Annotated in this window: 19 protein-coding genes and 1 pseudogene; 12 read left to right on the top strand and 8 right to left on the bottom strand. The window is 44.1% G+C overall.

Features of this window, described 5'->3' with window-relative positions:
- Positions 1–92 precede the first annotated feature (92 nt).
- From asnS to pabB, 3 genes are all read right to left on the bottom strand, one after another.
- Positions 93–1,493: an asparagine--tRNA ligase gene (asnS, locus tag OCU28_RS06095; protein WP_261815332.1), complete on the bottom strand. Its 1,401-nt coding sequence runs from the start codon at positions 1,491–1,493 to the stop codon at positions 93–95.
- A gap of 121 nt (positions 1,494–1,614) precedes the next feature.
- A complete protein-coding gene (locus tag OCU28_RS06090; protein WP_261817444.1) occupies positions 1,615–2,184 on the bottom strand; it encodes a CoA pyrophosphatase in 570 nt (189 codons plus the stop codon).
- 47 nt (positions 2,185–2,231) lie between these two features.
- A complete protein-coding gene (gene pabB, locus OCU28_RS06085; protein WP_261815331.1) occupies positions 2,232–3,572 on the bottom strand; it encodes an aminodeoxychorismate synthase component I in 1,341 nt (446 codons plus the stop codon).
- A 150-nt stretch (positions 3,573–3,722) separates the two neighbouring features.
- Here pabB and OCU28_RS06080 point away from each other — a divergent pair, with 150 nt between their 5' ends.
- The 8 genes from OCU28_RS06080 to OCU28_RS06045 all read left to right on the top strand — a co-directional run bounded on the left by OCU28_RS06080 (position 3,723) and on the right by OCU28_RS06045 (position 11,343).
- Positions 3,723–5,243, top strand: coding sequence for a fumarate hydratase (locus tag OCU28_RS06080; RefSeq protein WP_261815330.1), 1,521 nt, complete (start codon positions 3,723–3,725; stop codon positions 5,241–5,243).
- Positions 5,244–5,380: 137 nt separating this feature from the next.
- The gene (locus OCU28_RS06075) at positions 5,381–5,566 is read left to right on the top strand and encodes a hypothetical protein (RefSeq protein ID WP_261815329.1); all 186 of its coding nucleotides are present in this window, start codon (positions 5,381–5,383) and stop codon (positions 5,564–5,566) included.
- A 72-nt stretch (positions 5,567–5,638) separates the two neighbouring features.
- Positions 5,639–7,006, top strand: a complete 1,368-nt coding sequence (locus OCU28_RS06070) for a YcjX family GTP-binding protein (protein WP_261815328.1) — start codon at positions 5,639–5,641, stop codon at positions 7,004–7,006.
- A 3-nt stretch (positions 7,007–7,009) separates the two neighbouring features.
- Positions 7,010–8,059, top strand: coding sequence for a YcjF family protein (locus tag OCU28_RS06065; RefSeq protein ID WP_261815327.1), 1,050 nt, complete (start codon positions 7,010–7,012; stop codon positions 8,057–8,059).
- Between the two features lie 81 nt (positions 8,060–8,140).
- Positions 8,141–9,682: a transcriptional regulator TyrR gene (gene tyrR / locus OCU28_RS06060; RefSeq protein WP_261815326.1), complete on the top strand. Its 1,542-nt coding sequence runs from the start codon at positions 8,141–8,143 to the stop codon at positions 9,680–9,682.
- Positions 9,682–10,269, top strand: coding sequence for a ribosomal protein S5-alanine N-acetyltransferase (rimJ, locus tag OCU28_RS06055; RefSeq protein WP_261815325.1), 588 nt, complete (start codon positions 9,682–9,684; stop codon positions 10,267–10,269). The genes tyrR and rimJ overlap by 1 nt, the downstream gene beginning before the upstream one ends.
- A complete protein-coding gene (locus OCU28_RS06050; RefSeq protein WP_261815324.1) occupies positions 10,266–10,868 on the top strand; it encodes an HD domain-containing protein in 603 nt (200 codons plus the stop codon). Before rimJ ends, OCU28_RS06050 begins: the two co-directional genes overlap by 4 nt.
- A gap of 1 nt (position 10,869) precedes the next feature.
- Positions 10,870–11,343, top strand: coding sequence for a DUF2947 domain-containing protein (locus OCU28_RS06045; RefSeq protein WP_261815323.1), 474 nt, complete (start codon positions 10,870–10,872; stop codon positions 11,341–11,343).
- A gap of 65 nt (positions 11,344–11,408) precedes the next feature.
- Here OCU28_RS06045 and OCU28_RS06040 read toward each other — a convergent pair whose 3' ends face one another.
- Both OCU28_RS06040 and OCU28_RS06035 read right to left on the bottom strand, forming a co-directional pair.
- The gene (locus tag OCU28_RS06040; protein WP_261815322.1) at positions 11,409–11,963 is read right to left on the bottom strand and encodes an outer membrane beta-barrel protein; all 555 of its coding nucleotides are present in this window, start codon (positions 11,961–11,963) and stop codon (positions 11,409–11,411) included.
- Between the two features lie 133 nt (positions 11,964–12,096).
- Positions 12,097–12,726 (bottom strand): helix-turn-helix transcriptional regulator, encoded by a 630-nt coding sequence (locus OCU28_RS06035; RefSeq protein ID WP_261817443.1) that lies wholly within the window; start codon positions 12,724–12,726, stop codon positions 12,097–12,099.
- Between the two features lie 555 nt (positions 12,727–13,281).
- Here OCU28_RS06035 and OCU28_RS06030 point away from each other — a divergent pair.
- The 4 genes from OCU28_RS06030 to OCU28_RS06015 are packed head-to-tail and all read left to right on the top strand — an operon-like array spanning position 13,282 to position 15,534.
- On the top strand, positions 13,282–13,965 hold the full coding sequence (locus OCU28_RS06030; protein ID WP_261815321.1) for a hypothetical protein: 684 nt from the start codon (positions 13,282–13,284) through the stop codon (positions 13,963–13,965).
- Positions 13,966–13,986: 21 nt separating this feature from the next.
- The gene (locus tag OCU28_RS06025; RefSeq protein WP_261815320.1) at positions 13,987–14,310 is read left to right on the top strand and encodes a carbon storage regulator; all 324 of its coding nucleotides are present in this window, start codon (positions 13,987–13,989) and stop codon (positions 14,308–14,310) included.
- Between the two features lie 4 nt (positions 14,311–14,314).
- Positions 14,315–14,995: a C39 family peptidase gene (locus OCU28_RS06020; RefSeq protein WP_261815319.1), complete on the top strand. Its 681-nt coding sequence runs from the start codon at positions 14,315–14,317 to the stop codon at positions 14,993–14,995.
- An 8-nt stretch (positions 14,996–15,003) separates the two neighbouring features.
- The gene (locus tag OCU28_RS06015) at positions 15,004–15,534 is read left to right on the top strand and encodes a hypothetical protein (RefSeq protein WP_261815318.1); all 531 of its coding nucleotides are present in this window, start codon (positions 15,004–15,006) and stop codon (positions 15,532–15,534) included.
- Positions 15,535–15,595: 61 nt separating this feature from the next.
- Here the strand turns inward: OCU28_RS06015 and OCU28_RS06010 are convergent, their stop codons facing one another.
- The 3 genes and pseudogenes from OCU28_RS06010 to OCU28_RS06000 form a co-directional block, all read right to left on the bottom strand.
- Positions 15,596–16,582 carry a transporter gene (locus OCU28_RS06010; protein ID WP_261815317.1) on the bottom strand — a complete coding sequence of 329 codons (987 nt, stop codon included), beginning with the start codon at positions 16,580–16,582 and terminating at the stop codon, positions 15,596–15,598.
- A 156-nt stretch (positions 16,583–16,738) separates the two neighbouring features.
- Positions 16,739–17,749 (bottom strand): annotated as a pseudogene (gene msrB / locus OCU28_RS06005) (peptide-methionine (R)-S-oxide reductase MsrB); the annotation flags it as partial.
- Between the two features lie 248 nt (positions 17,750–17,997).
- Positions 17,998–20,778 (bottom strand): Hsp70 family protein, encoded by a 2,781-nt coding sequence (locus OCU28_RS06000; protein WP_261815316.1) that lies wholly within the window; start codon positions 20,776–20,778, stop codon positions 17,998–18,000.
- Between the last annotated feature and the right edge of the window lie 16 nt (positions 20,779–20,794).

Genomic DNA, 20,794 nt, shown 5'->3' with positions numbered 1-20,794 from the left:
ATGTAAGCAGTAACACCTGTCTAATATCAATTTTTTTTGTAATTTGGATACAAAAAAACCGCCCGTAGGCGGTTTAAATAACAATGCGTAATCTAGAAGTTTGCACTACGTGGTGTGCGTGGGAATGGAATTACGTCTCGCACATTCCCCATACCAGTTACGTAAGATACTAGACGCTCGAAACCAAGACCAAAACCTGCATGTGGTACGGTGCCGTATTTACGTAGATCGCGATACCAGCTCATGTGCTCAGGGTCGATGCCCATAGCAATCATGCGCTCATCAAGTACGTCAAGACGCTCTTCACGTTGAGCACCACCGATGATTTCACCTATGCCAGGTGCTAGAACATCCATAGCCGCTACGGTTTTGCCATCGTCATTTAAGCGCATATAGAAAGCTTTGATGTCTTTCGGGTAGTTCTTAACGATAACAGGAGCCTTGAAATGCTCCTCTGCAAGGTAACGTTCATGCTCTGATGACATATCGATACCCCATTCCACATCAAATTCAAACTTACGACCAGAATCGAGTAGGATTTGGATTGCGTCGGTATAGTCTACTTGAGCAAAGTCAGCGTCTACAAACTGTTCTAGACGAGTAATGGCTTGTTTGTCGATACGCTGAGCAAAGAACTCAAGGTCATCACGACGCTCGGCAAGAACAGCTTTAAATACATACTTAAGCATGTCTTCAGCCAATTTTGCAGCGTCATCAAGATCGGCAAAGGCGATCTCTGGTTCAACCATCCAGAACTCTGCTAAGTGGCGGCTGGTGTTTGAGTTTTCAGCGCGGAATGTCGGTCCAAAGGTGTAAACCTTACTCAGGGCGCATGCATACGCTTCTGCGTTTAGCTGACCAGATACGGTAAGGAAGGTCTCTTTACCAAAGAAGTCTTCGTTGTAATCTACATTACCTTTGTCTGTGCGAGGCAGGTTTTCTAGGTCTAGTGTCGAAACGCGGAACATCTCACCTGCACCTTCAGCATCAGATGCGGTGATTAACGGCGCTGACGTCCAGAAGAAGCCTTGCTCGTGGTAGAAGCGATGAATAGCTTGCGATAAGCAGTTACGTACGCGCGCTACAGCGCCAATCACGTTAGTACGTGGACGCAGATGCGCTACTTCACGTAAGTACTCGATAGAGTGACGAGTTTTAGCCATTGGGTAGGTATCAGCATCTTCAACCCAGCCGACAACTTTAACGTTTGTCGCTGCAAGCTCAAAGTCTTGGCCTTTGGCCGGTGATTCTACAATGGTACCCGTTACTTCAACAGAGCAGCCAGTGGTTAGCTTTAGTACTTCGTCTTCATAATTGTTTAAATTATTAGGGACCACGGCCTGAATCGGGTCGAAACAAGAGCCGTCATAGATGGCAAGAAAAGAGATTCCAGCTTTGGAATCACGACGTGAACGGATCCAGCCGCGAACAGTAACTTCACTGTCGATCGCAAGCTTTCCGCCAAGTACGTCTGTTACAGGCGCGTAAGTCATTAGATAAAACTCTCCAATAGATGCTATTGAGAAAACAAAATAGAAATAGAACCTCTCAGTTTACTTAGCTAAATGTGAGCTTCAAGGTTTTAGTGCGCTTTTTTTAATAAGCGGTGGATATTCAAGCAAGTTGACGCTGTATCGCCTCAATAATCTGTGCGGTTACCCCCCAAATGAAGTGTCTCTGATAGGAAATAGCAAAGATTTTATGTTGGCTGTGCCTTAATTCAAAATGGTTGGAGTAGGTGTTTTTAGGAGAAAACAGGAAAGCGGCCGGTACTTCGAAGGCTTCTTCAACCTCATTGTGGTCAAGTGAGGTGCTATAGTTGCTGTCAATTAATGCCACAAAAGGCGAGACGGCAAATTGACTAACCGTAGGTATTGGAGGCAGTGCACCGATAATCTTAATTTGATGTGGCTCTAAGCCCACTTCTTCACATGTTTCTCGGGTTGCAGTGTGGCGTAGCTGGCCATCTTGTGGCTCATATTTCCCTCCAGGAAAGCTAATCTGTCCTGGGTGGTGCTTTAAATGTGCAGCCCGTTTTGTCAATAGAACGTGCAGGCCGTTGCTACGCTCAACAAGACCTATTAATACGGCGGCAGGGCGTAAGGTCTCGGTTTGAATAGGAAGTAAACGCTGTAAACTGATCGAGTCATATGCTTGCGGGCTCGAAAAATTAAAACGCCTCATAAATTGATTGCGGTTCACTGAGAGTTACTTCCTTATGTGTGCTGTTGTTAGCTTAATATTGGCAGAATTTTCCCCAATTTATCCAGTGTTTCTTGATATTCGGCATCTGCTTGGCTATCTGCAACCAAACCACCGCCAGCCCAAGCGTATAAGGTACCTTGTTGGGAGATCAGGGTTCGAATCGTGATACTGGTATCGATATTGCCACAACGACTGATATAGCCGATGCTTCCACAATAAACGTTCCGTCGATGTGGCTCGAGCTCTTCGATAATCTGCATTGCTCTGACTTTAGGCGCACCAGTGATTGAACCGCCGGGAAAGCATGCTCGAATAAGGTCGTATACATCATAATTTTGGTCTAGTTCACCGGTAATAGTGCTTACTAGATGATGCACAGCTGGAAAGCTCTCGATATCAAATAGCGTTGGCACTTTTACCGTTCCGGGCGCGCATACTCGGCCAATATCATTCCGTAATAGGTCCACTATCATTAAGTTTTCCGCTTGATCTTTAGATGCGGTTTTAAGGTCATCAATCTGCGCTTGATCTAGAGAGGGGTCTTTAAACCTTGGCCTGGTGCCCTTAATCGGTTTGGTTTCTACTTGATTGCGATGACATTGTAGAAAACGCTCTGGTGAGATACTAATAATAGCGTGCTCACTAAGGCGAATGAAGGCCGAAAATGGGGCGCAATTTTCATGCTCTAATGTTTTATACGCTTGCCACTCATCCCCAACAAACTGCGCTTTAAAGCGTTGAGCAAGATTTATCTGATAGCAATCACCAGAAGAGAGGTACTCTTGCACTCGGTCAAACTTTTCAATATAGGCGGCTTTAGACATATTGGGTTGCCATTGAGAGGTCAGCTTGAATGGGCCTTTACTTATTCTGGTCTCACTCTCAATGTTTGGAACCTCACCAACCCAATAGGCTTGTTTTAGTTTGTGATCAATTATCAGTGCTGACTCATACAAGCCTACGGCAAGATCTGGGGCATCTATGTCGTGCTTGGCAATATTAGGAATATTTTCTATCTGACGGCCTAAGTCGTATCCAAAATATCCTAACCAACCGCCACAAAACGGGATATCTTCCATCTCTGGAGAGTAGGGTAAGTGCTCTGCTTGTAATTCTCTTAGCAGAGTGAAAGGATCTGTTGTTGAATGAGTAACTTTGCCTTGCTGTGAAATTTCACTGTTTGCACCGCAGGTCTCAACCGTTATCAATGGCTTGAGTGCCACAATATCAAAACGACTATTTGCGTGACAGCTATCGGCTGAACTTAAAAGCATTGCCCACGGTAGGTGATGACAAGCTTCGAATATTGTATGAGCGAGTTTTGCCTCATAAGGTATTTCAGTTATTTTTGGTTTATGAACAAACATGAATCAATTTGTATGAATTGTGACAACACCACAATGGTGAGTATGGTTTGATAATCGTGCCAAGGGTATCATAGTTATTACTAAAGTTAGAGCGTCGTGGCGTTTACCGGCGTAAATGGAATTCAAAAGACACTAAAAGGGGCAATACGAATGGCTGTAATTCGTAAGCAAGACGTCATCGATAGCGTTGCTGACGCACTTCAATATATCTCTTATTATCATCCTCTTGATTTTATTCAAGCACTGGAAAAGGCGTACCATGCTGAGCAAAGTAGTGCGGCAAAGGATGCTATTGCACAAATACTAATAAATTCTCGCATGTCGGCACAAGGTCATCGCCCGATCTGTCAAGATACTGGGATAGTTACCTGCTTTGTTAATATAGGCATGGCCGTGCAATGGGATGATACGGACATGACTGTGCAACAGATGGTGGACGAAGGCGTGCGTAAGGCGTATACCAATCCGCAAAATCCGCTGCGAGCATCCATTTTGTTAGATCCAGCAGGTAAACGTATTAATAGTAAAGACAATACTCCTGCAGTTGTGCACATCAATATGGTGGCGGGAGATAAGGTCGAAATTCAGATTGCGGCTAAAGGCGGCGGTTCTGAAAATAAAGCCAAAATGGTAATGCTAAACCCTTCAGATGATGTTGCGCAATGGGTTGAAGAAACACTACCGACAATGGGGGCAGGATGGTGTCCACCGGGTATGCTAGGCATAGGGATTGGAGGCACGGCGGAAAAAGCTGCGGTATTGGCAAAAGAGTCTCTAATGGAAGCGGTTGATATCCATGAATTAAAAGCGCGCGGCGCAAGTACGACTGAGGAAAAACTGCGGCTAGATATCTTTGATAGGGCCAACAAAACCGGTATTGGCGCGCAAGGTCTAGGGGGTTTGACTACCGTACTTGATGTGAAGATCAAGACCGCACCAACGCATGCTGCATCTAAGCCGGTGTGTATGATTCCTAACTGCGCTGCAACGCGCCATGTGCACTTCACTCTTGATGGTTCGGGGCCTGCACAATTAGAAGCCCCTAAGCTAGAGGATTGGCCTGAAGTGACATGGGAGGCGGGTGACACCGCACGTAGAGTGAACCTAGATACTATCACTCAAGCTGATATCGAGAGCTGGAAAATGGGTGAAACCTTACTCTTATCTGGCAAGATGCTCACGGGACGTGATGCAGCACATAAACGTATTCAGCAACTATTGGAAAGTGGACAAGGGCTTCCCGATGGCGTGGATTTCAAAGGCAAGTTTATCTACTACGTGGGTCCTGTGGATGCGGTGGGTGATGAAGCCGTAGGTCCAGCGGGACCGACCACATCCACTCGTATGGATAAGTTTAGCGAGATGATGCTTACTCAAACCGGTATCGCTGGCATGATAGGAAAGGCCGAGCGCGGGGCGCAAACAGTCGAGCTAATTAAGCAAAATAAGGCGGTCTATTTGATGGCGGTTGGGGGCGCGGCTTATCTTGTATCTAAGGCAGTGAAGAGTGCCAAGGTTATCGCATTTGAAGAGCTTGGGATGGAAGCCATCTACGAATTTGATGTAGAAGACATGCCGGTTACGGTCGCTGTGGATGCTACGGGTGCCAATGCTCATCAGCTTGGTCCTGACACATGGAAGGTAAATATTGCGCAACTAGATGATGCATAACGAATAAAAGTGCGACACTTGTCGCGCTTTTCCTTTAATTTTCAGTGATATGTAGCTAGGGTAATAGTGATTATTGCGCAATTGTGTTGGTTTTTTGCAATGCACCTTACTGATTTATTTAATTACAAGGAAAGTGGATGGCTCGTTTCATTAAAATTCTACAGATTATCATCGCAGTGCTGATTGGTGGCACGCTTGCATACGATCTTATCTTAGATGGGATCTCTATCTTTCAAGAGAAATATATAACGATTACTATTGCGTTGACCTTGTCTCTAGAATTGGCACTATTTGTCATCTATAAGCTTATCGTTGACGACTAAACTGTGTTGATGATCCCCTCCGATGCTGGAAATAAAGCATTTTATCTAATATTTTAAGGGTCGGAGAGACATATGAAGATCACAAGACAAACCAAAAACTTAATAAATCGAGGCCTCGACACCCATATCCGTATTGGTGTGACGGGGCTTTCTCGTGCTGGGAAAACGGCATTTATTACTTCGTTAGTTAATCAATTAATATCAAGTGCAACCAACGATAATCTTCCTTTATTAAGAGTTCAGCAACAACAGCGCTTACTAGGCGCGAGAAGAGTACCGCAAAAAAACCTACTGACCCCTAGATTTAATCTGGACGCAAGCATCAAATCATTGAGTTCAACCCCTCCGCAATGGCCGCAACCTACTCGTGATGTCAGTGAGATTCGATTGGCGATTAAATACAAGCCCAATAGCCGAACTCGTAAGTTATTGTCACGCACCGCCACCTTGTATCTAGACATTGTCGATTATCCAGGAGAGTGGTTACTTGATTTACCAATGTTGGAAATGGACTTTGCTACATGGTCAGCCAATCAATTACAGCACTTAGAGCAGATCCCACTACCAGAGGTAAAAAAATGGCTGCAGTCTGTTGTCGACCTCAAGCTAAATCAAGACAAGGGTGATGGATTAATTAATCAAATATCCAATGACTATACCCAATTATTGCTGCTGTTAAAGTCTCACGGCTATCATCATATTCAGCCGGGTCGATTCGTATTACCCGGTGAGCTTGCCCACGCGCCGGTGTTGTCGTTTTTCCCATATGTCGCAGAAGCTAAACTGATTAAAGGCAGCGCTCTGGAGCTGTTGGATAAACGCTATCGAGAATATCAAAATCAAGTAATTAAGCCCTTTTATAAGCGTTATTTCTCAGAATTTGACCGCCAGATAGTATTAGTTGATGTTCTTTCTTCGCTGAATCAAGGGCCACATGCGTTTAATGATATGCAGTGGGCAATTTCAGATATTATGAAAAGCTTCAGCTACGGCAATAATTCGATTTTACGTCGTCTGTTTGCACCTCGCACCGATAAATTATTGTTTGCTGCGACCAAAGCGGATCATGTCACGCCAGATCAACATTCGAATCTTGCGCTATTGCTTCGCCATTTAGTGCAACCAATCTGGCAATACGTATCATTTGAGAATGTTGAAATGGAGTGCTTGCCTGTCGCATCCATATCGGCAACTGAGGCGGGCTACGTAGAGAGTAAAGGTAAAGCGCAACCGGCGATTAGCGGTACATTAGACAATGGTGAGAAAATCACACTGTATCCTGGCGAGGTACCAGCCACACTCCCTAATGCTCATTTTTGGAAAAACTCTGGCTTTGAGTTTAGCAGTTTTCAACCGAAATCTTGTGGTGAAGGTGAGGCATTACCGCATATTGCGATGGACAAGGCTATTGAGTTTTTAATTGGTGATAAGTTGAGATGATAGATGGATAACTACAAACAAAAACACGTGTTTCATCAGACTCAATCACAGCAAGATGCTGAAGAGTTGCAGAAAAAGCAAACCTTTGATTCTAGCGATTTTGTTACACAAGATGCCACCCTAGTTAGCGATGGATCTGATATTGAAACCGATATAGAACAGGCGCTAAAACCGCAGCCTAAGAAACTACGCCTACGAATGCTAGCGCTCTTGTTTGGCGGATTGTTGGTGTGGCAATTGGTTGATTCGTTTATAGAGGCATTAGATAGTGCCGATTACCTTGCTCTAGCGTGGATAGCGTTGTGGAGCATCATTAGTTGTATTGGTCTTGGCGCACTTATTCGAGAGCTCATTAAGTTACGCAGGCTAAAAGGGCAGGCTGATCTACAGCAGCAATCTCAAGTCATCGCTAAGCAAAATGGCTATGGGCAGGCTTTACCCTTTTGTGAACAGTTAAACAAAGGGTTGTTTGCTAATAATGTTGAAACGCCAATGGTGGAGAAATTTGAAGCACAAGTCCTCCCTACTCATAGCGATAATGACATCTTAGACCTATACCAAGCCAGCGTGCTTGAGCCGATTGATTCAAGAGTAAGTCGCCTGATTGCCAAGTACTCTTCAGAGGCGGCGGTTATGGTAGCTGTCAGTCCTATTGCAATTGCAGATATGGCTTTGGTGGTATGGAGAAGTTTGGCTATGGTGAGTGCCATCTCTAAATCCTATGGGGTTGAGCTAGGTTATTGGTCGCGGATAAAGCTGCTGCGCTCCATATTTATTAATATGGCTGCCGCCGGAGGAAGTGAACTGGTGATTGATGCTGGGATAGATTTTTTATCTATGGATATGACCGCTAAATTATCTTCACGCGCTGCACAGGGGATAGGGGTCGGACTATTGACCGCTAGGCTCGGCATCAAGACAGCCGAATTAACTAGGCCTATTTCATTTACACCCAAAAACCAGCTTAAACTTTCGCATGTGCGCAACCGCATATTAGGTGCTGTTAAGCAACGTTTACAACTATCGATTACCAAAAATCACGATAAGGTCTGACTTTTACTTAAATTTCTTGACGCTAGGCGATGCATTTAAGACACTGGTGTAAAAATAATTAGACACCCAAAAGGGGTTAGCGTGCGCCTAGAAGTACAGTGTGAAGACCGCATCGGCCTGACTCAAGAGCTACTTGATATCCTCACTACACAAAATATCGATTTGCGCGGTATAGAAATTGATACGATAGGGATCATCTACCTCAACTTTCCAGAATTAGAATTTGAGTCTTTCAGTAATATAATGGCTCAGATCAGGCGGATTGATGGCGTTGAAGATGTTAGACGCATCCCGTTTATGCCTTCTGAGCGTAAAAGCACCGAGCTTACCGCTCTGTTTAATTCTCTTTCTGAGCCACTATTGTCGGTCAATAATCGCGGCCATGTCGACATGGCTAATCAGTCGGCCTGTCAGTTATTTAATGTTGCAGAAGATGAGTTGTTGGATGTTTCTGTGAATACGGTGCTGCCCAAGTTTCATTATGAACAATGGGTTGGCAGCCAATGTCAGCGGGAAAAGCATCGGACCGTTGTTAGAGGCATAGATTATCAGCTAGAGATAATTCCTGTATATGTTGAAGGCCATCAACAATCCCCAATCTTAGCAAGTGCTGTATTGCAGCTTAGTCAATCGAATATAAAGTTAGGTGCACTAGATCTATCTTCGACAGATAACCCGCTTGGTTTTGAGCATTTTGTTGGTATATCTAATCGTCATAAAGCGTTAATTATCCAAGCAAAGAAATTGGCCTTGCTCGACCAGCCTCTATTGATTGAAGGAGACACGGGTACTGGTAAGGAGATGCTGGCACGGGCGTGCCACGCTCGCTCTAGCCGCGCCCAGAAACCTTTTATCGTATTGAGTTGTGCGTCGATACCTGATGATGTGGCTGAATCTGAATTGTTTGGGCGAGTATCATCTTCAAATAGTGCTAACCCACCGAAGGGGATCTTTGAAACGGCGGATGGAGGGACTGTATTTCTCGACGAAATTGGCGAGATGTCACCGCTATTACAGAGTAAGCTACTAAGGTTTTTGCAAGATGGAACCTTTAGACGTGTTGGTGAAGATGAAGAGGTGCATGTCAACGTACGAGTCATCGCTTCGACAAAACATACCTTAGAGCAGCTGATAGAGTCAGGGCGTTTTCGCGAAGACCTCTATTTTAGATTAAACGTTCTAAACCTGCATATTCCACCGCTGCGCGAGCGTCTCTCTGATATTGACGCTTTATTGGATATGTTTGTGGCTAAGTACGCAACGCAACTTGGACTTGAAAAGCCTGTGGTCGATAGCAATGTAGTTGAAACCTTAGCCAGCTATCCATGGCCGGGTAATATTCGTGAATTTGACAATGCGGTGCTGCGAGCACTTACCCAACTTGATGGTAAGGTGTTAAAGACTGATCATTTCAATCTACCTAATATTGAGAGCTTATCGGTATCTGAGACTAAGTTTGATTTAGAAGGGTCACTTGATCAGATCATGAAGCGACATGAATCAGCGGTATTGGATAAGTTATATCAAGCCTTTCCATCAAGCCGCAAGCTGGCCAAGCGACTGTCGGTTTCTCATACTTCTATAGCTAATAAGCTGCGTGATTACGGAATTGGAAAAAAATAATGCTGTTTACGACTAAGGCCATTGTTGTGCATAGTGCGAATGATGAATTTCCCTATACAGTTCGTTCAGCACGGAAAAATGATGCAGATATACTTGCTGCGTACTTCCAACGTAATCGTGCATTCCTTAAGCCTTGGGATCCTGTGCGCGATGAGAGTTTCTATACTGAATCAGGTTGGAAGTTTAAAATTCATCATTTGGTTGAATTAGAGAAGTTATCGCAAAGCCTTTACTTCATGATCCTTGATGAAACAGAGCAACAAGTGCTTGGTATTATTTCTTTTAGTAATATTTGTGGCTACCCATTTCATGCTTGCAACCTAGGTTATTCATTGGATGAACAATGGCAAGGAAAGGGGATTATGAAGCAGGCGTTGACTAGGGCATTGCAGTATGTCTTTGAACAACGGAATGTTCATCGTATACAAGCTGCATTTATGCCACATAATACCAAAAGCCAACGTGTGTTATACGGATTAGGATTTGAGCAAGAAGGCTTTGCTAAAGATTACCTATTAATCGATGGGAAGTGGCAAGACCACGTGTTAACCTCTTTGGTTGATCAGAATTGGACTAAGAAATCATGATGTCACCTGAAAACCGACTAGACCAACAACTTTCTATGTTGATGGAGCTAGATCAACTTAAAAGTGTACTTCGCCGTACGCGAGTGAAAAGTGCAAATGGTCGAGAAGAGAACAGTGCTGAGCACAGTTGGCATGTGGCAACCATGGCGCTGCTTATTCAAGAGCATGCTAATTCTGAAGTGGATATAGCAACGGTGCTTAAGATGTTACTTCTGCACGATATTGTAGAGATCGATGCGGGCGATACCTTTGTATACGACACAGTCGCATCGCAACAGCAACAGCAAAATGAATTACAAGCCGCCGACCGATTGTTTGGCTTATTGCCTAAAGATCAAAGTCAGACTTTACGCGCTGTCTGGGATGAGTTTGAAGCGGCGGAAACGGAAAATGCCAAATTTGCCAAAGCCCTAGATCGGTTTATTCCTATGCTATTGAACTACCACAATAACGGTCAAAGCTGGGTAGAGCATGGCGTCAAGCGCAGTCAGGTTATTGCAATCAATGGGCGTATAGAACAAGGCTCAAAAACATTGTGGAACAAAGCACTACAGATGATCAATGAAGCCGTACAAAACGGCTGGTTAAAAGACGACTAATATGGCTTATTTATCGATAAACGAATACTCACGTAAATGGATTTTTACTCATAATTCTTTACCAATACCTGAACAAGACTTGACGATGATAAAACCAATGACTCAAGCGCGTAGTGCTGAGTTTTGGAAGGAAAGTGTCAGTAAGCTAAGCCCAGATGCAGAGCGATTGAGCAGCAAAGATTGGCCAGCGCAATCCTCGTCTTGGAAAAACACGATTGATTGGATGCAGTGTTGGGATGCAGACAGTGCAGATATGCCAGCTGAAATTGTGCAGCATATAGATTGGCAAGATGACGTCACGGTTTATTTTTGCTACGAAAAATATAATGTCGTACAAACGTCTTGGGGCGTATTCAAGCGTCACTGGAAAAACTTTCTATTCTTTGATGATGGCCCCATTTTACTCGGTCGTCGTCGCAAGCAAGCACTATGGTTTAAGTCGGATGGTAAGGTGATGCTTGGACTGCGTCCATAAGCGGGTTCGGAAGCGAGCTATCGTTAACATAAATTAGCGCCCAATTGGGCGCTAAGATTAAGGTATTATTTCCAGTGATAGATAGCCGAGATACCAAAGTAATTAACGTCTGGCCCGCCAATATCGTCATACCATGTGTATTCAAATGTACCAGACCAATTATTGGCAAACTGGTATTCTAGACCAGCGCCTAAATGTGGTGACCAATTTTTTTCGTCTTCACGTACATTGTCACCATTTGCATTCCACTCATATGCCTGAGTCCCCATTTTACCGAAGATAGACACCTTTTCTGCAACCTCATAAGATGCCTTAGCAGTGAAGGTTAATGCTTGAGCATCATAACTGCCCGACACATCTTTAAGATCTATCTCACCTAAGTTGTGATAACCGAGTTCAAATGCAAGCCAAGGCAGTGCCTGAATACCGGCAAATACCCCCCAAGAGAAGGCGCTATCATCGACATCAGTGACGTCAGTAACACCAGATCCCAAGTCTCCAAAGCTCGAAGAACCTAATTTTAGGCCACCGTAAAAATGAGAGAAGGTGGCGTTGTCAGCAGCGTGGGCTATGGTTGATGTTGCAAATACCAGTGGCAAGGTTAGAAGGATTTTTTTCATTGGCTGATTTCCCTTTCAAGCTCCAAAAATAATCGAATTTCATCTTCTATATTACACACTTAGCGGTATATGTTTAGTTTTTTTTAATGCAATGGGTGTTTATTGTTGCGATTTGGTTTTCGTTCAGGGGTGGTTAGTACCCATTTCTACGAGCGTACTTTATTGCGTCTTGTCGAGAGTGCACCCCTAGCTTTCGATATAGTTTATAGATATGGCTCTTGACGGTGCTTTCTGATAAAAATAACTGGCTGGCGATTTTTTGATTAGAGATACCATAGGCCAATAGTTCTAGCACTTGCTTCTCTCTAAAGGTTAGCTCGGAGTGCGTTGCAGTCTCCGACTCACCGGAAGTACGATAATGACGCAGTAAGGTTTCCATAAATGGCCTTGGAAGCCATAATCCCCCCTCGAAAATATACTCAATACTCTCGTTAATATGCTCAAGGTTTGCTGTTTGTAAAAGTAAGCCTTTTAGGATTTTCCAACGTAGTAGTTTTTGATCGTAGCGTTCGCATGGCACGTTGTGTATCAATAAAGGCCAATCTAGCATATCGAAATCAGGGACTAATGCGCGCCTTTCAAGCTCGATTAGATAGTCGTAATCGATCAAAACTAAATCGGTGAGCAGGTTATGGCTTTTAAATACCGCCTCTACGGGCAACAAAACGCGTACTTCAAGATGAGGTATGGTAGAAACCTGCTGCTCTAGTAGACCTGTTTGCATACTCTTCTCTGCAAGGATCAAAAGGTGTCGTGTTTCCATAATATAATTTGTTCGGTACACCGAACGAAGGATTTTAGCTTCGTTACCAAACCTAGCCATTAAAAAATTATTATGCATAAAATATAGTTCAATAATGGATTCCTACCTACCTAGCTGTATTAGAACAGCCTCAAAGAGAGTACATAATAGGGAAATTTCACAGACTTTTATTTGCTAAAATTCAACCTTTTTTCAGCCTTGTTATTGGCAAACGATTGAAATTTGTATGGAAAATGGCCCAAGCTGTGCTGACAATCAGCAACTGGTGAGCTAATGAAGCAGAGCCTTGAATCAACCTTCGTCATACGGCTTTAGGTACTAATATCATACTCATATAAACATCAATAGATCCCACGTTTAACCTGTTGAATAATAAGGTAAAAATTCACCGTTTACCCTAGCCATTGGGCTATGCGCCTTTGGCCGAATGTTCAGAGCAAAAATTGTTGTTTTAATCGACCTATACTGTCGACTGTTCCCTAATGAACGAAGGGGGACGAATGAGTTTGTATGATTTATTCAACTGAACTAGCTAGGCACAAAGGGGTAAATGCAATGACTTTTAATAAAACAGGTATAGCTATCGCATTATCAGCAGCGTTTTTATTCAGTGGCAGCGTCTTGGCCGATTATAAAAAAGGGGGCTCAAGCGACCCTTCAAGTACCGAAGTGGAAAACTATGTTGATGATGGTAATAGCAATAAACAATGGTCAGATAGCGCTAATGCACAAGGCAGCTACAACGATAGCTCAGACAGTAGTGATAACTCAGACCAGAGTACCACTGCGAGCGTTGATGATAGCTTTAATATTGATTCTGATATCACCTCTGATTCAAGTAAGAATCTCGATATAGAATCTGATTCGAGTAAAAATCTTGATGTTAAAGATAGCTTCAATATTGATTCTGATTCAAGTAAAAATGTTGATATTAAAGATAGCTTTAATCACGATAGCCGACATGAAACCACCTTTGATTTAGATGTTGAAGCAAACTTTGTTGTGGCGAATTCCGAGCTCAACGGTGAGGTAGATGATAACGATATTGACCTAGGCTCTGCGGGACAAGGCTACAAACGCGGTCAAAAATCTAGTGGCGCTGGAATGGGGCTGAGTGCTTCGAATACCTTGAATGGTATGGATAATGTGTCAGGTATTACTACTGTTGCACAGAACTCAGGGGCTAATTCCTTAGTTCAGCAATCTGTAAATACCAATGCTAGTCTGCATACTGACTAGGGTTACCATTAGGAGAGAGCGATGCGTTCGACACTGTGTACTATCAGTTTGTTAGTTACCTTTTCTGTGTACGGTGAAGAGATCGCGTTGCCTGATTCGGCTGTAACTATCGACGTCATGGAGCAATCTAGGGGGAAGCAACACTTAGATTTAGACTTCACCAGTTTGGCTTCTGACGTCGATGGCATAAGTACGGGTAACGTGGCTAAAAATACAGTCAATGGTAGTAATATCCTGTCTTCAGGTGCCTTTGCGGATAGTTCAGGTATTTCGAGTGTTATTCAAAACACAGGTAATAATGTTCTGATACAGAACTCAACCGTTGTAAACCTGACAATTAAGTAACGTTATGACAGTTATTAAATTGAGCGTTATAGGGTGGATGCTGACACTGTCGACATCCACCTTTGCTATCGACTTTTTACCACATCGAGCCAATTACTCAGTTCCAGTACAAAGCTACAAAGAATTGATTTTTGGAGATGTGTACCGCCAACAGTTTGATTTTAGTTGTGGTTCTGCTGCGCTAGCATCGCTGTTGCATTTTCATTATCAAAGGCCGGTTAAAGAGCAACAAATATTTGATGAAATGTACAGTAAAGGGGACAAATCCGTCATAAACAAAAAAGGCTTCTCTTTGCTAGATATGAAGCTTTATTTAGAGTCAAAAGGGCTTAAAGCAGACGGATTTAGGATCAGCCTTGAAAAGTTACGTGAACTCAGTGTACCTGGGATCACTCTGGTTAACTTTGATGGCTATATGCACTTTGTGGTGATCAGAGGGGTGAGTAACAACAGTGTCATTCTTGGTGATCCTTCGCGAGGAACAATGATTATGCCGACTGCGGAGTTTGAGCAGTATTACCGAGGATTAGTACTGCTGGTGCGTAATGAGGCCGATGTCGGTCGAGCAAGCTTTATTAAAGATGATAACTTTTCACTCTATCAAGCGTCTCCACTGGATGCGGGGGTTTCGCGAGATTCATTAGGTGTGTTTAGTATTACATTGCCTCAATCAGGTGATTATTAGGGGGGTTCATGCTAGTTAGTAAACTGTCCGTAACGCTACTATCGGCATATCTGCTGGTTAGCCCAACTCATGCAAGTGAGTTGGACTTATCTGATGCCTATAAACTTGATAATCAAACGTTATCAACGCTTAGAGGCGGATTTCGGCTTGCTAATGATTATGTTGTGGATATCGGAATTAGTATCAGTGCTGCGGTAAATGGTGAAAATATCTACCGGAGTACGATTGCTAGTTTGGTATTTAAAAACGGCACCTTAACCGCTAAGTCAAGGGCGAGTATTGGAAGTACGCCGCAACAAGAAAATCTAGTGAATGTTGTGCAGGTAGGGGGCGGTAACGTTATTGAAGAGCCGCAAAATATTTCGGGGCAACCGGGAGCAACTGGGTCAAGTGTGATTAATATTATACAAAATACCTTAGACAATAGTGTGATTGGGTTAAACACAATTGTGGATGTAGATGCTCAAGTCGATAGCTTAAATAAACAGATCCAAGCCGATCTTCGCCTGAAAGATGCCTTACTCAATCACAGCCACTAATGAGTGATTGTGATCAATTAGAGCTTAACAGGCTATTACCTAAAACCTAACAGGCTATGCTCTAAAAATAGTAGGGTACTCGCATTGTCAGTTGGAAGTCGGGACTGTCTTCGGTGAGTCCGGCTTGCGCACTAATATTAAGGGATGAGCGGTCGTTCATCCTTAGATTGACCCCCATAGTTAAAGAGTCTAAGTGAAGCAGTTTTGCGTCATTGGCTTCACCACCATTAATCTTACTCTTTAAAATGGTTCGGTGGTTTACCCCAAGAGAGAATGAGAGGTCTGGGTTTACTGCAAATCCCATCCCGCCGCCTAATGAAATTGTATCCCCTAGTGCGACCTTAGTTTCTTGACCGTTTAGTTCGACGCTATCTTCAATATTAAAAATATATCCAATATTGACAAATAATACCGCAGGATCAGACGGGTATAGCATGGTTAAGCTCGGTTCTACGCTCCAAAAACCGGTTCCCGTTGATACATCTTCCAAGGTATTAGTGGTTTCATCTATATCAATATCATAAGGGGAGCGCCCAGTGCGAGTTTTAACCCGTAACCCCCCAATCCAATAAGGCGTCGAATCAAAGTTAAATTGATGTCGAAGGGCAAACTCTAAATCACCAACAGCGCCACCGCTGGTGGAGCGATTGATTATAGTATCTTGTGAGCCGGTTTCGATGGGGCGAACCAATACCTGATCATTGCGGTAGACATAAGGTAGGCGCAGTTCAAATTCCGTCGCATTGGTTAATCCTAACCGCGCAGTCAACCCCAAGGTGGTCGTGACATAATCTGCATCACTCACTTCGATACGGCCAATGATAAGAGTGGGAAGTACCGTATAGCCGACTACAGATACACGGTTAGATGAGTTCTGAGTAAAGCTAAGTGATCCCTCTACAGACCATGTGCCTTTTGGAGATAAAACGCCTCTTTTATCAATGACATCGCTGACAGTAAGGGTGACATCGTTGCTTTCTTCAGCCAAGGTGTTTTGGATTAAACAGATCATTAATGCACTAAATCCAAGTGTAGATTTACCTAACATTACCGACTCCTCATTCCCTGTGGACTCTAAATTATTAGGCAAGATTTGGAATTAGTGCAACCTGATGTGATTAAAAAATAGACACCACAACTAAGGCGGTGGCGAGTTAACAAAGGCGGTACCGCCTTTGTTGTGGGCAGGGAATCGGCGCTTAAATTAGAAAAGAGTGAGGTATTGTCCGTACCCTTGCTGTTGTAATTCTTCCTTAGCAATAAACTTCAATGCGGCGGAATTTATGCAATAACGCAGTCCGCTGGGCTTAGGTCCATCGTTGAATACGTGTCCAAGGTGCGAATCGCCAACACGACTGCGTACCTCAATGCGGGTGTAGAACAATTTACTGTCTTTATGTTCGGTAATGAAGTTATTGTCGATGGGTTTAGTAAAGCTTGGCCAGCCAGTACCGGATTTGTATTTATCCGTTGAACTAAATAGAGGCTCTCCTGACACGATATCGACATAGATACCTTGGTCGTTATTATCCCAATATAGATTCTGGAAAGGCCGCTCGGTGCCGTCTTGTTGGGTTACATAATATTGTAACTGACTAAGCTGGGCCTTTATCTGTTCGGGTGTCGGCTTTGTATAGCCACTGTTGTGTTGCGCTTTGTGGCTTTCAATCATTGAGATTAAGGTTTGCCCGTTGCTGTCTCGATCCTTACCAAAGATACTATCGAGATAGCGGTCTCTGCCTGAGCCTCGTCGATAATAGTTATAACGAATCGGGTTCTTTTTGTAGTAATCCTGATGGTAATCCTCTGCCACCCAGAATTTGCTATATGCGATCAGTTCGGTTTTTAATGGTTTGTTGAACACACCAAGATTATCAATATCTTGCATGAAGCTCTGAGTAATCTGGAGTTGTTGATTATCATGATAAAAAACCGCAGGGCGATAGTGAGCGCCTCGGTCGGCAAACGAGCCTTGGTCATCGGTTGGGTCTATATGTCGAAAGAATTGATCCAATACTTCAATATAAGTGACCTGTGTAGGGTCATACGTGACTTGAATCGCCTCAATGTGATGGGTCTTTCCTGAAGCGACTTGTTTATAGGTCGGATTCGGCTCACTCCCTCCCGAGTAACCAGAAACAACATCAATCACTCCGGGCAGTTTTTCAAGGTCTGATTCAGTGCACCAAAAACACCCGCCAGCTAGGGTTGCCACTGCTGTTTGGTCTGAATGTGTTGGCATGTCAGATTCGGCGTTAGTATCGGTGGGTATCATCCAAGCGATGGGAGATGCGATACCCAGTACAATTAATAATTTATAGAAGCCCTTCATATATCACCTCGACTCGTAGCTCTTGATTTATATGAAAGAGGTTTAACCAATTAAATTTCACCAACTGAGCATTTTTGTTATACGTAGCAGTGAATATAGATAGAGAGCTCCCCCCATAAGGGGGAGTGTGGTTATATTAGATGCAACCCAGCAGGTAATGAGTCACCAAACGCCTTTGAAGCTTGTTCTTGTTTAAGGTTAGCAGAATCGACCAAAATAGAGACCCACGATTGTGGCATTTTGTTGCGGCTTAATTTTTCTGATATTCGCTGCCTAAGCTCGTCGTTTATATCGATCGCGCGATCTCCGGTTCGCGCAGCCATCATTACTGCGGCAAAGCCTGCCATACTCGATTGATTCCAATCTAATTCAATAATAGCCTCAATCCACGGTTCTACCGTCGATGCTGGTATGACGTTATGCTGACTGCCATATAAAGGTCTACGACTGCCTAGGCGGGCCAATGCCCACCAGTGTGCGTCTTTATAGCTGTCAATATTGATTGCTTTAGACATAAACCAAGTAGCCAGTAAGGTCTTATCATCGTAATGTAAGTGCTCTAGAGATGCGGCAAGGCGCACCATAGCCTCATAACCTGTTTGGTGCGCTGTTTGCGCCGATTTTGGGTTTTTCAGCATGCCCGGATGCAAATACTTTGCGATATCGGCAAGAATGGTTTCTTGCTGTTCCTGGGTTAAACCGCCACTTATTCGGCGCCAGAAAATCCACCAATCACTCCAGCCTTGCTGATTTTTAAACTGTAGGCCTTGTTCGTACAGTGGCCAGACTTGATCAATTCTCCAGCTATCGACCGCATCACCAAAACCAGGACGTAGTGCATAGCCACCGATACGAAACCAATTTTTTTCATGCTGTTCAGAGCGACGGCGTCGTTTTCGGCCAAGAGCAAAGGTATCAAATATTGCTCTTGAGGTGGCTAAATCCCACAGGTCACGTTTACCCAGTGTTTGTTCAAGCTGTTTATTGAGCAGCTTAATCGCCTTAGTATCAACTTGTTTTTTATTTCCGCTATACAGTGACGATATCAAGTCACAGGCTTGCTTCACCTTAGGTGATAGGGTTTGTTGTTGATGCTCTTTACTATGGCGAACCTCAAATTCGACTTGCCAACGCTGATCGTCATCACTCACGCATTCAAGCTTTAGGGTACCGACTTCGGTTAATCGGCAACTGAGCTGAACCTCTTGCTTATGTTTTTGATTGAGAATAACGGGCTGCTGTTGACTAGATAGAGATGCGACATAAGGCGGTAATGGTCGCATTTGCTCTTCGTCTACCGGATGCAACGACCCATTTTGAATTGGTGTTCCATCATTTAGTACATCAATAGTGGTTGTGAGCAGATTAAAACGCACCGGCTGATCTAAAGTAAGCGCAAAGCGACGTCCGGTTAAGCGGATTTCTTGTTCTTCTTCAGCCCCTTTTTGCAACAAGCACAGTGCTTGCGACTTCTTGTTTTTACCTTGCAGGTGTAAAAAGTAAGAGCGCGGACTACCGCCACCAATTTTTAATTGAGCACCACGTCTTGCTTTACAATAGGCGACGGCCCCATAAGCAACGGCATAATCGGGGTGGGGGTTATCAAGTAATGTAATGGGTTCGCCACGCCAGCCTTCCATTACCTCAACCAGTCGCTGCTTGATGAGTTCACTGTTGAATGCGCCACCATTAACCAATAACGCTACCGGAACAGCATTGCCCTGTTCGTTTAGTGCTTGTTGGCAAGAAGCCCTATGCTGTGACAGGAACTGCGCTATGTGTTTAGTAACCGCAGGGTCGGAAACATAAGGGAGCCCAAATTCAACCATCGCACTGCGTTTTGTATCCGGTAGGGTTTGTAGGTCCGTTTTCGGGAAAAAGCCGTCCAGACCCACCTGTTGTACCTGCTCTTTACTAAGGTGCACGCTACGACTGCCACCAATAAGGCGTGAACCACCGCCCAACAAGGTAACCTTGCCTTGGGTTGGGGCATCGACGGCAAGCAGTGACTCTTTTACGCGGCGGGTTTGTTGTATTAACTTACCAAGTGCTTGCGCCTTCATCGGCTTATTGCCATTGAGTTGGCGTTCACTCATATGTGCAAGGGCGAGGTCGATGTTATCACCGCCTAACATAAGGTGTTCTCCAACACCTATCCGATTAAGCGTTAGTTGGCTTTGTTGATAACTGGCTTGAATTAGGCTGAGGTCAGTTGTTCCCCCGCCAACGTCGCATATGAGCATTAGCGGTAGGCTTGATAGATCTTTATCTTGATGGCGACCATACCAGTCATAACATGCAGCTTGCGGTTCTTCTAGAAGCAATACATCGTTAAGGCCGGCAAGCTTGGCCGCTTGCAGCGTCAGGTTACGTGCTGTTTCATCGAAAGAGGCGGGAACGGTTACCACCACTTCTTGCTGTTCAAGGCGGTTAATTGGATTATGATGGTTCCAGCTTTGACGAATATGGTTGAGGTAGCTCGCGCTGGCAATCAAAGGCGAGACTTTTTCAACATCTTCACCTCCTGTCCAAGGTAAAATATTGGCTTTGCGATCAACTTGCTGATGAGATAGCCAACTCTTAGCACTAGATACTTGTCGTCCTTCAACGCTTGAACCAAGCTCGCGTGCCCATTCACCGATAATTAGACTACCAAGATCACCGTCAACATGTTGATGTTCCCATGGCAAGTGAAGACTCATAGGGTCAAATTGATTCGCGGCTGGATGAAATCGAAAAGAGGGCAGTTGTGGTCGTCTGGCCACTTCGCCTTGTCCGACGAGTTGGTCGATGTGAAATAGTTCGATCTTTGCATCGATAAGTGGCGTCGTATTTTCACAAAATGCCACAACAGTATTGGTTGTGCCAAGGTCAATGCCGACTAAATAGCGGGCTTTGTTATTTGAGGCCATGTTATTCCTCGTCTAA

It is taken from the genome of Vibrio gallicus (genome assembly GCF_024346875.1).
GTDB lineage: Bacteria > Pseudomonadota > Gammaproteobacteria > Enterobacterales > Vibrionaceae > Vibrio > Vibrio gallicus.
The sequence above is the reverse complement of the archived record's forward strand: the minus strand, read 5'-3'. Positions and strand labels throughout refer to the sequence as shown.

What these genes read in the sequence shown, in the direction of transcription:
- OCU28_RS06035 (WP_261817443.1), bottom strand. Translation starts at nt 12,726, where the DNA reads ATGGAAACACGACACCTTTTGATCCTTGCAGAGAAGAGTATGCAAACA.
- rimJ (WP_261815325.1), top strand. Translation starts at nt 9,682, where the DNA reads ATGCTGTTTACGACTAAGGCCATTGTTGTGCATAGTGCGAATGATGAA.
- asnS (WP_261815332.1), bottom strand. Translation starts at nt 1,493, where the DNA reads ATGACTTACGCGCCTGTAACAGACGTACTTGGCGGAAAGCTTGCGATC.
- OCU28_RS06040 (WP_261815322.1), bottom strand. Translation starts at nt 11,963, where the DNA reads ATGAAAAAAATCCTTCTAACCTTGCCACTGGTATTTGCAACATCAACC.
- OCU28_RS06020 (WP_261815319.1), top strand. Translation starts at nt 14,315, where the DNA reads ATGACAGTTATTAAATTGAGCGTTATAGGGTGGATGCTGACACTGTCG.
- OCU28_RS06080 (WP_261815330.1), top strand. Translation starts at nt 3,723, where the DNA reads ATGGCTGTAATTCGTAAGCAAGACGTCATCGATAGCGTTGCTGACGCA.
- OCU28_RS06070 (WP_261815328.1), top strand. Translation starts at nt 5,639, where the DNA reads ATGAAGATCACAAGACAAACCAAAAACTTAATAAATCGAGGCCTCGAC.
- OCU28_RS06000 (WP_261815316.1), bottom strand. Translation starts at nt 20,778, where the DNA reads ATGGCCTCAAATAACAAAGCCCGCTATTTAGTCGGCATTGACCTTGGC.
- OCU28_RS06065 (WP_261815327.1), top strand. Translation starts at nt 7,010, where the DNA reads ATGGATAACTACAAACAAAAACACGTGTTTCATCAGACTCAATCACAG.
- OCU28_RS06075 (WP_261815329.1), top strand. Translation starts at nt 5,381, where the DNA reads ATGGCTCGTTTCATTAAAATTCTACAGATTATCATCGCAGTGCTGATT.
- OCU28_RS06050 (WP_261815324.1), top strand. Translation starts at nt 10,266, where the DNA reads ATGATGTCACCTGAAAACCGACTAGACCAACAACTTTCTATGTTGATG.
- OCU28_RS06025 (WP_261815320.1), top strand. Translation starts at nt 13,987, where the DNA reads ATGCGTTCGACACTGTGTACTATCAGTTTGTTAGTTACCTTTTCTGTG.
- pabB (WP_261815331.1), bottom strand. Translation starts at nt 3,572, where the DNA reads ATGTTTGTTCATAAACCAAAAATAACTGAAATACCTTATGAGGCAAAA.
- OCU28_RS06010 (WP_261815317.1), bottom strand. Translation starts at nt 16,582, where the DNA reads ATGTTAGGTAAATCTACACTTGGATTTAGTGCATTAATGATCTGTTTA.
- OCU28_RS06015 (WP_261815318.1), top strand. Translation starts at nt 15,004, where the DNA reads ATGCTAGTTAGTAAACTGTCCGTAACGCTACTATCGGCATATCTGCTG.
- OCU28_RS06030 (WP_261815321.1), top strand. Translation starts at nt 13,282, where the DNA reads ATGACTTTTAATAAAACAGGTATAGCTATCGCATTATCAGCAGCGTTT.
- OCU28_RS06045 (WP_261815323.1), top strand. Translation starts at nt 10,870, where the DNA reads ATGGCTTATTTATCGATAAACGAATACTCACGTAAATGGATTTTTACT.
- OCU28_RS06090 (WP_261817444.1), bottom strand. Translation starts at nt 2,184, where the DNA reads ATGAGGCGTTTTAATTTTTCGAGCCCGCAAGCATATGACTCGATCAGT.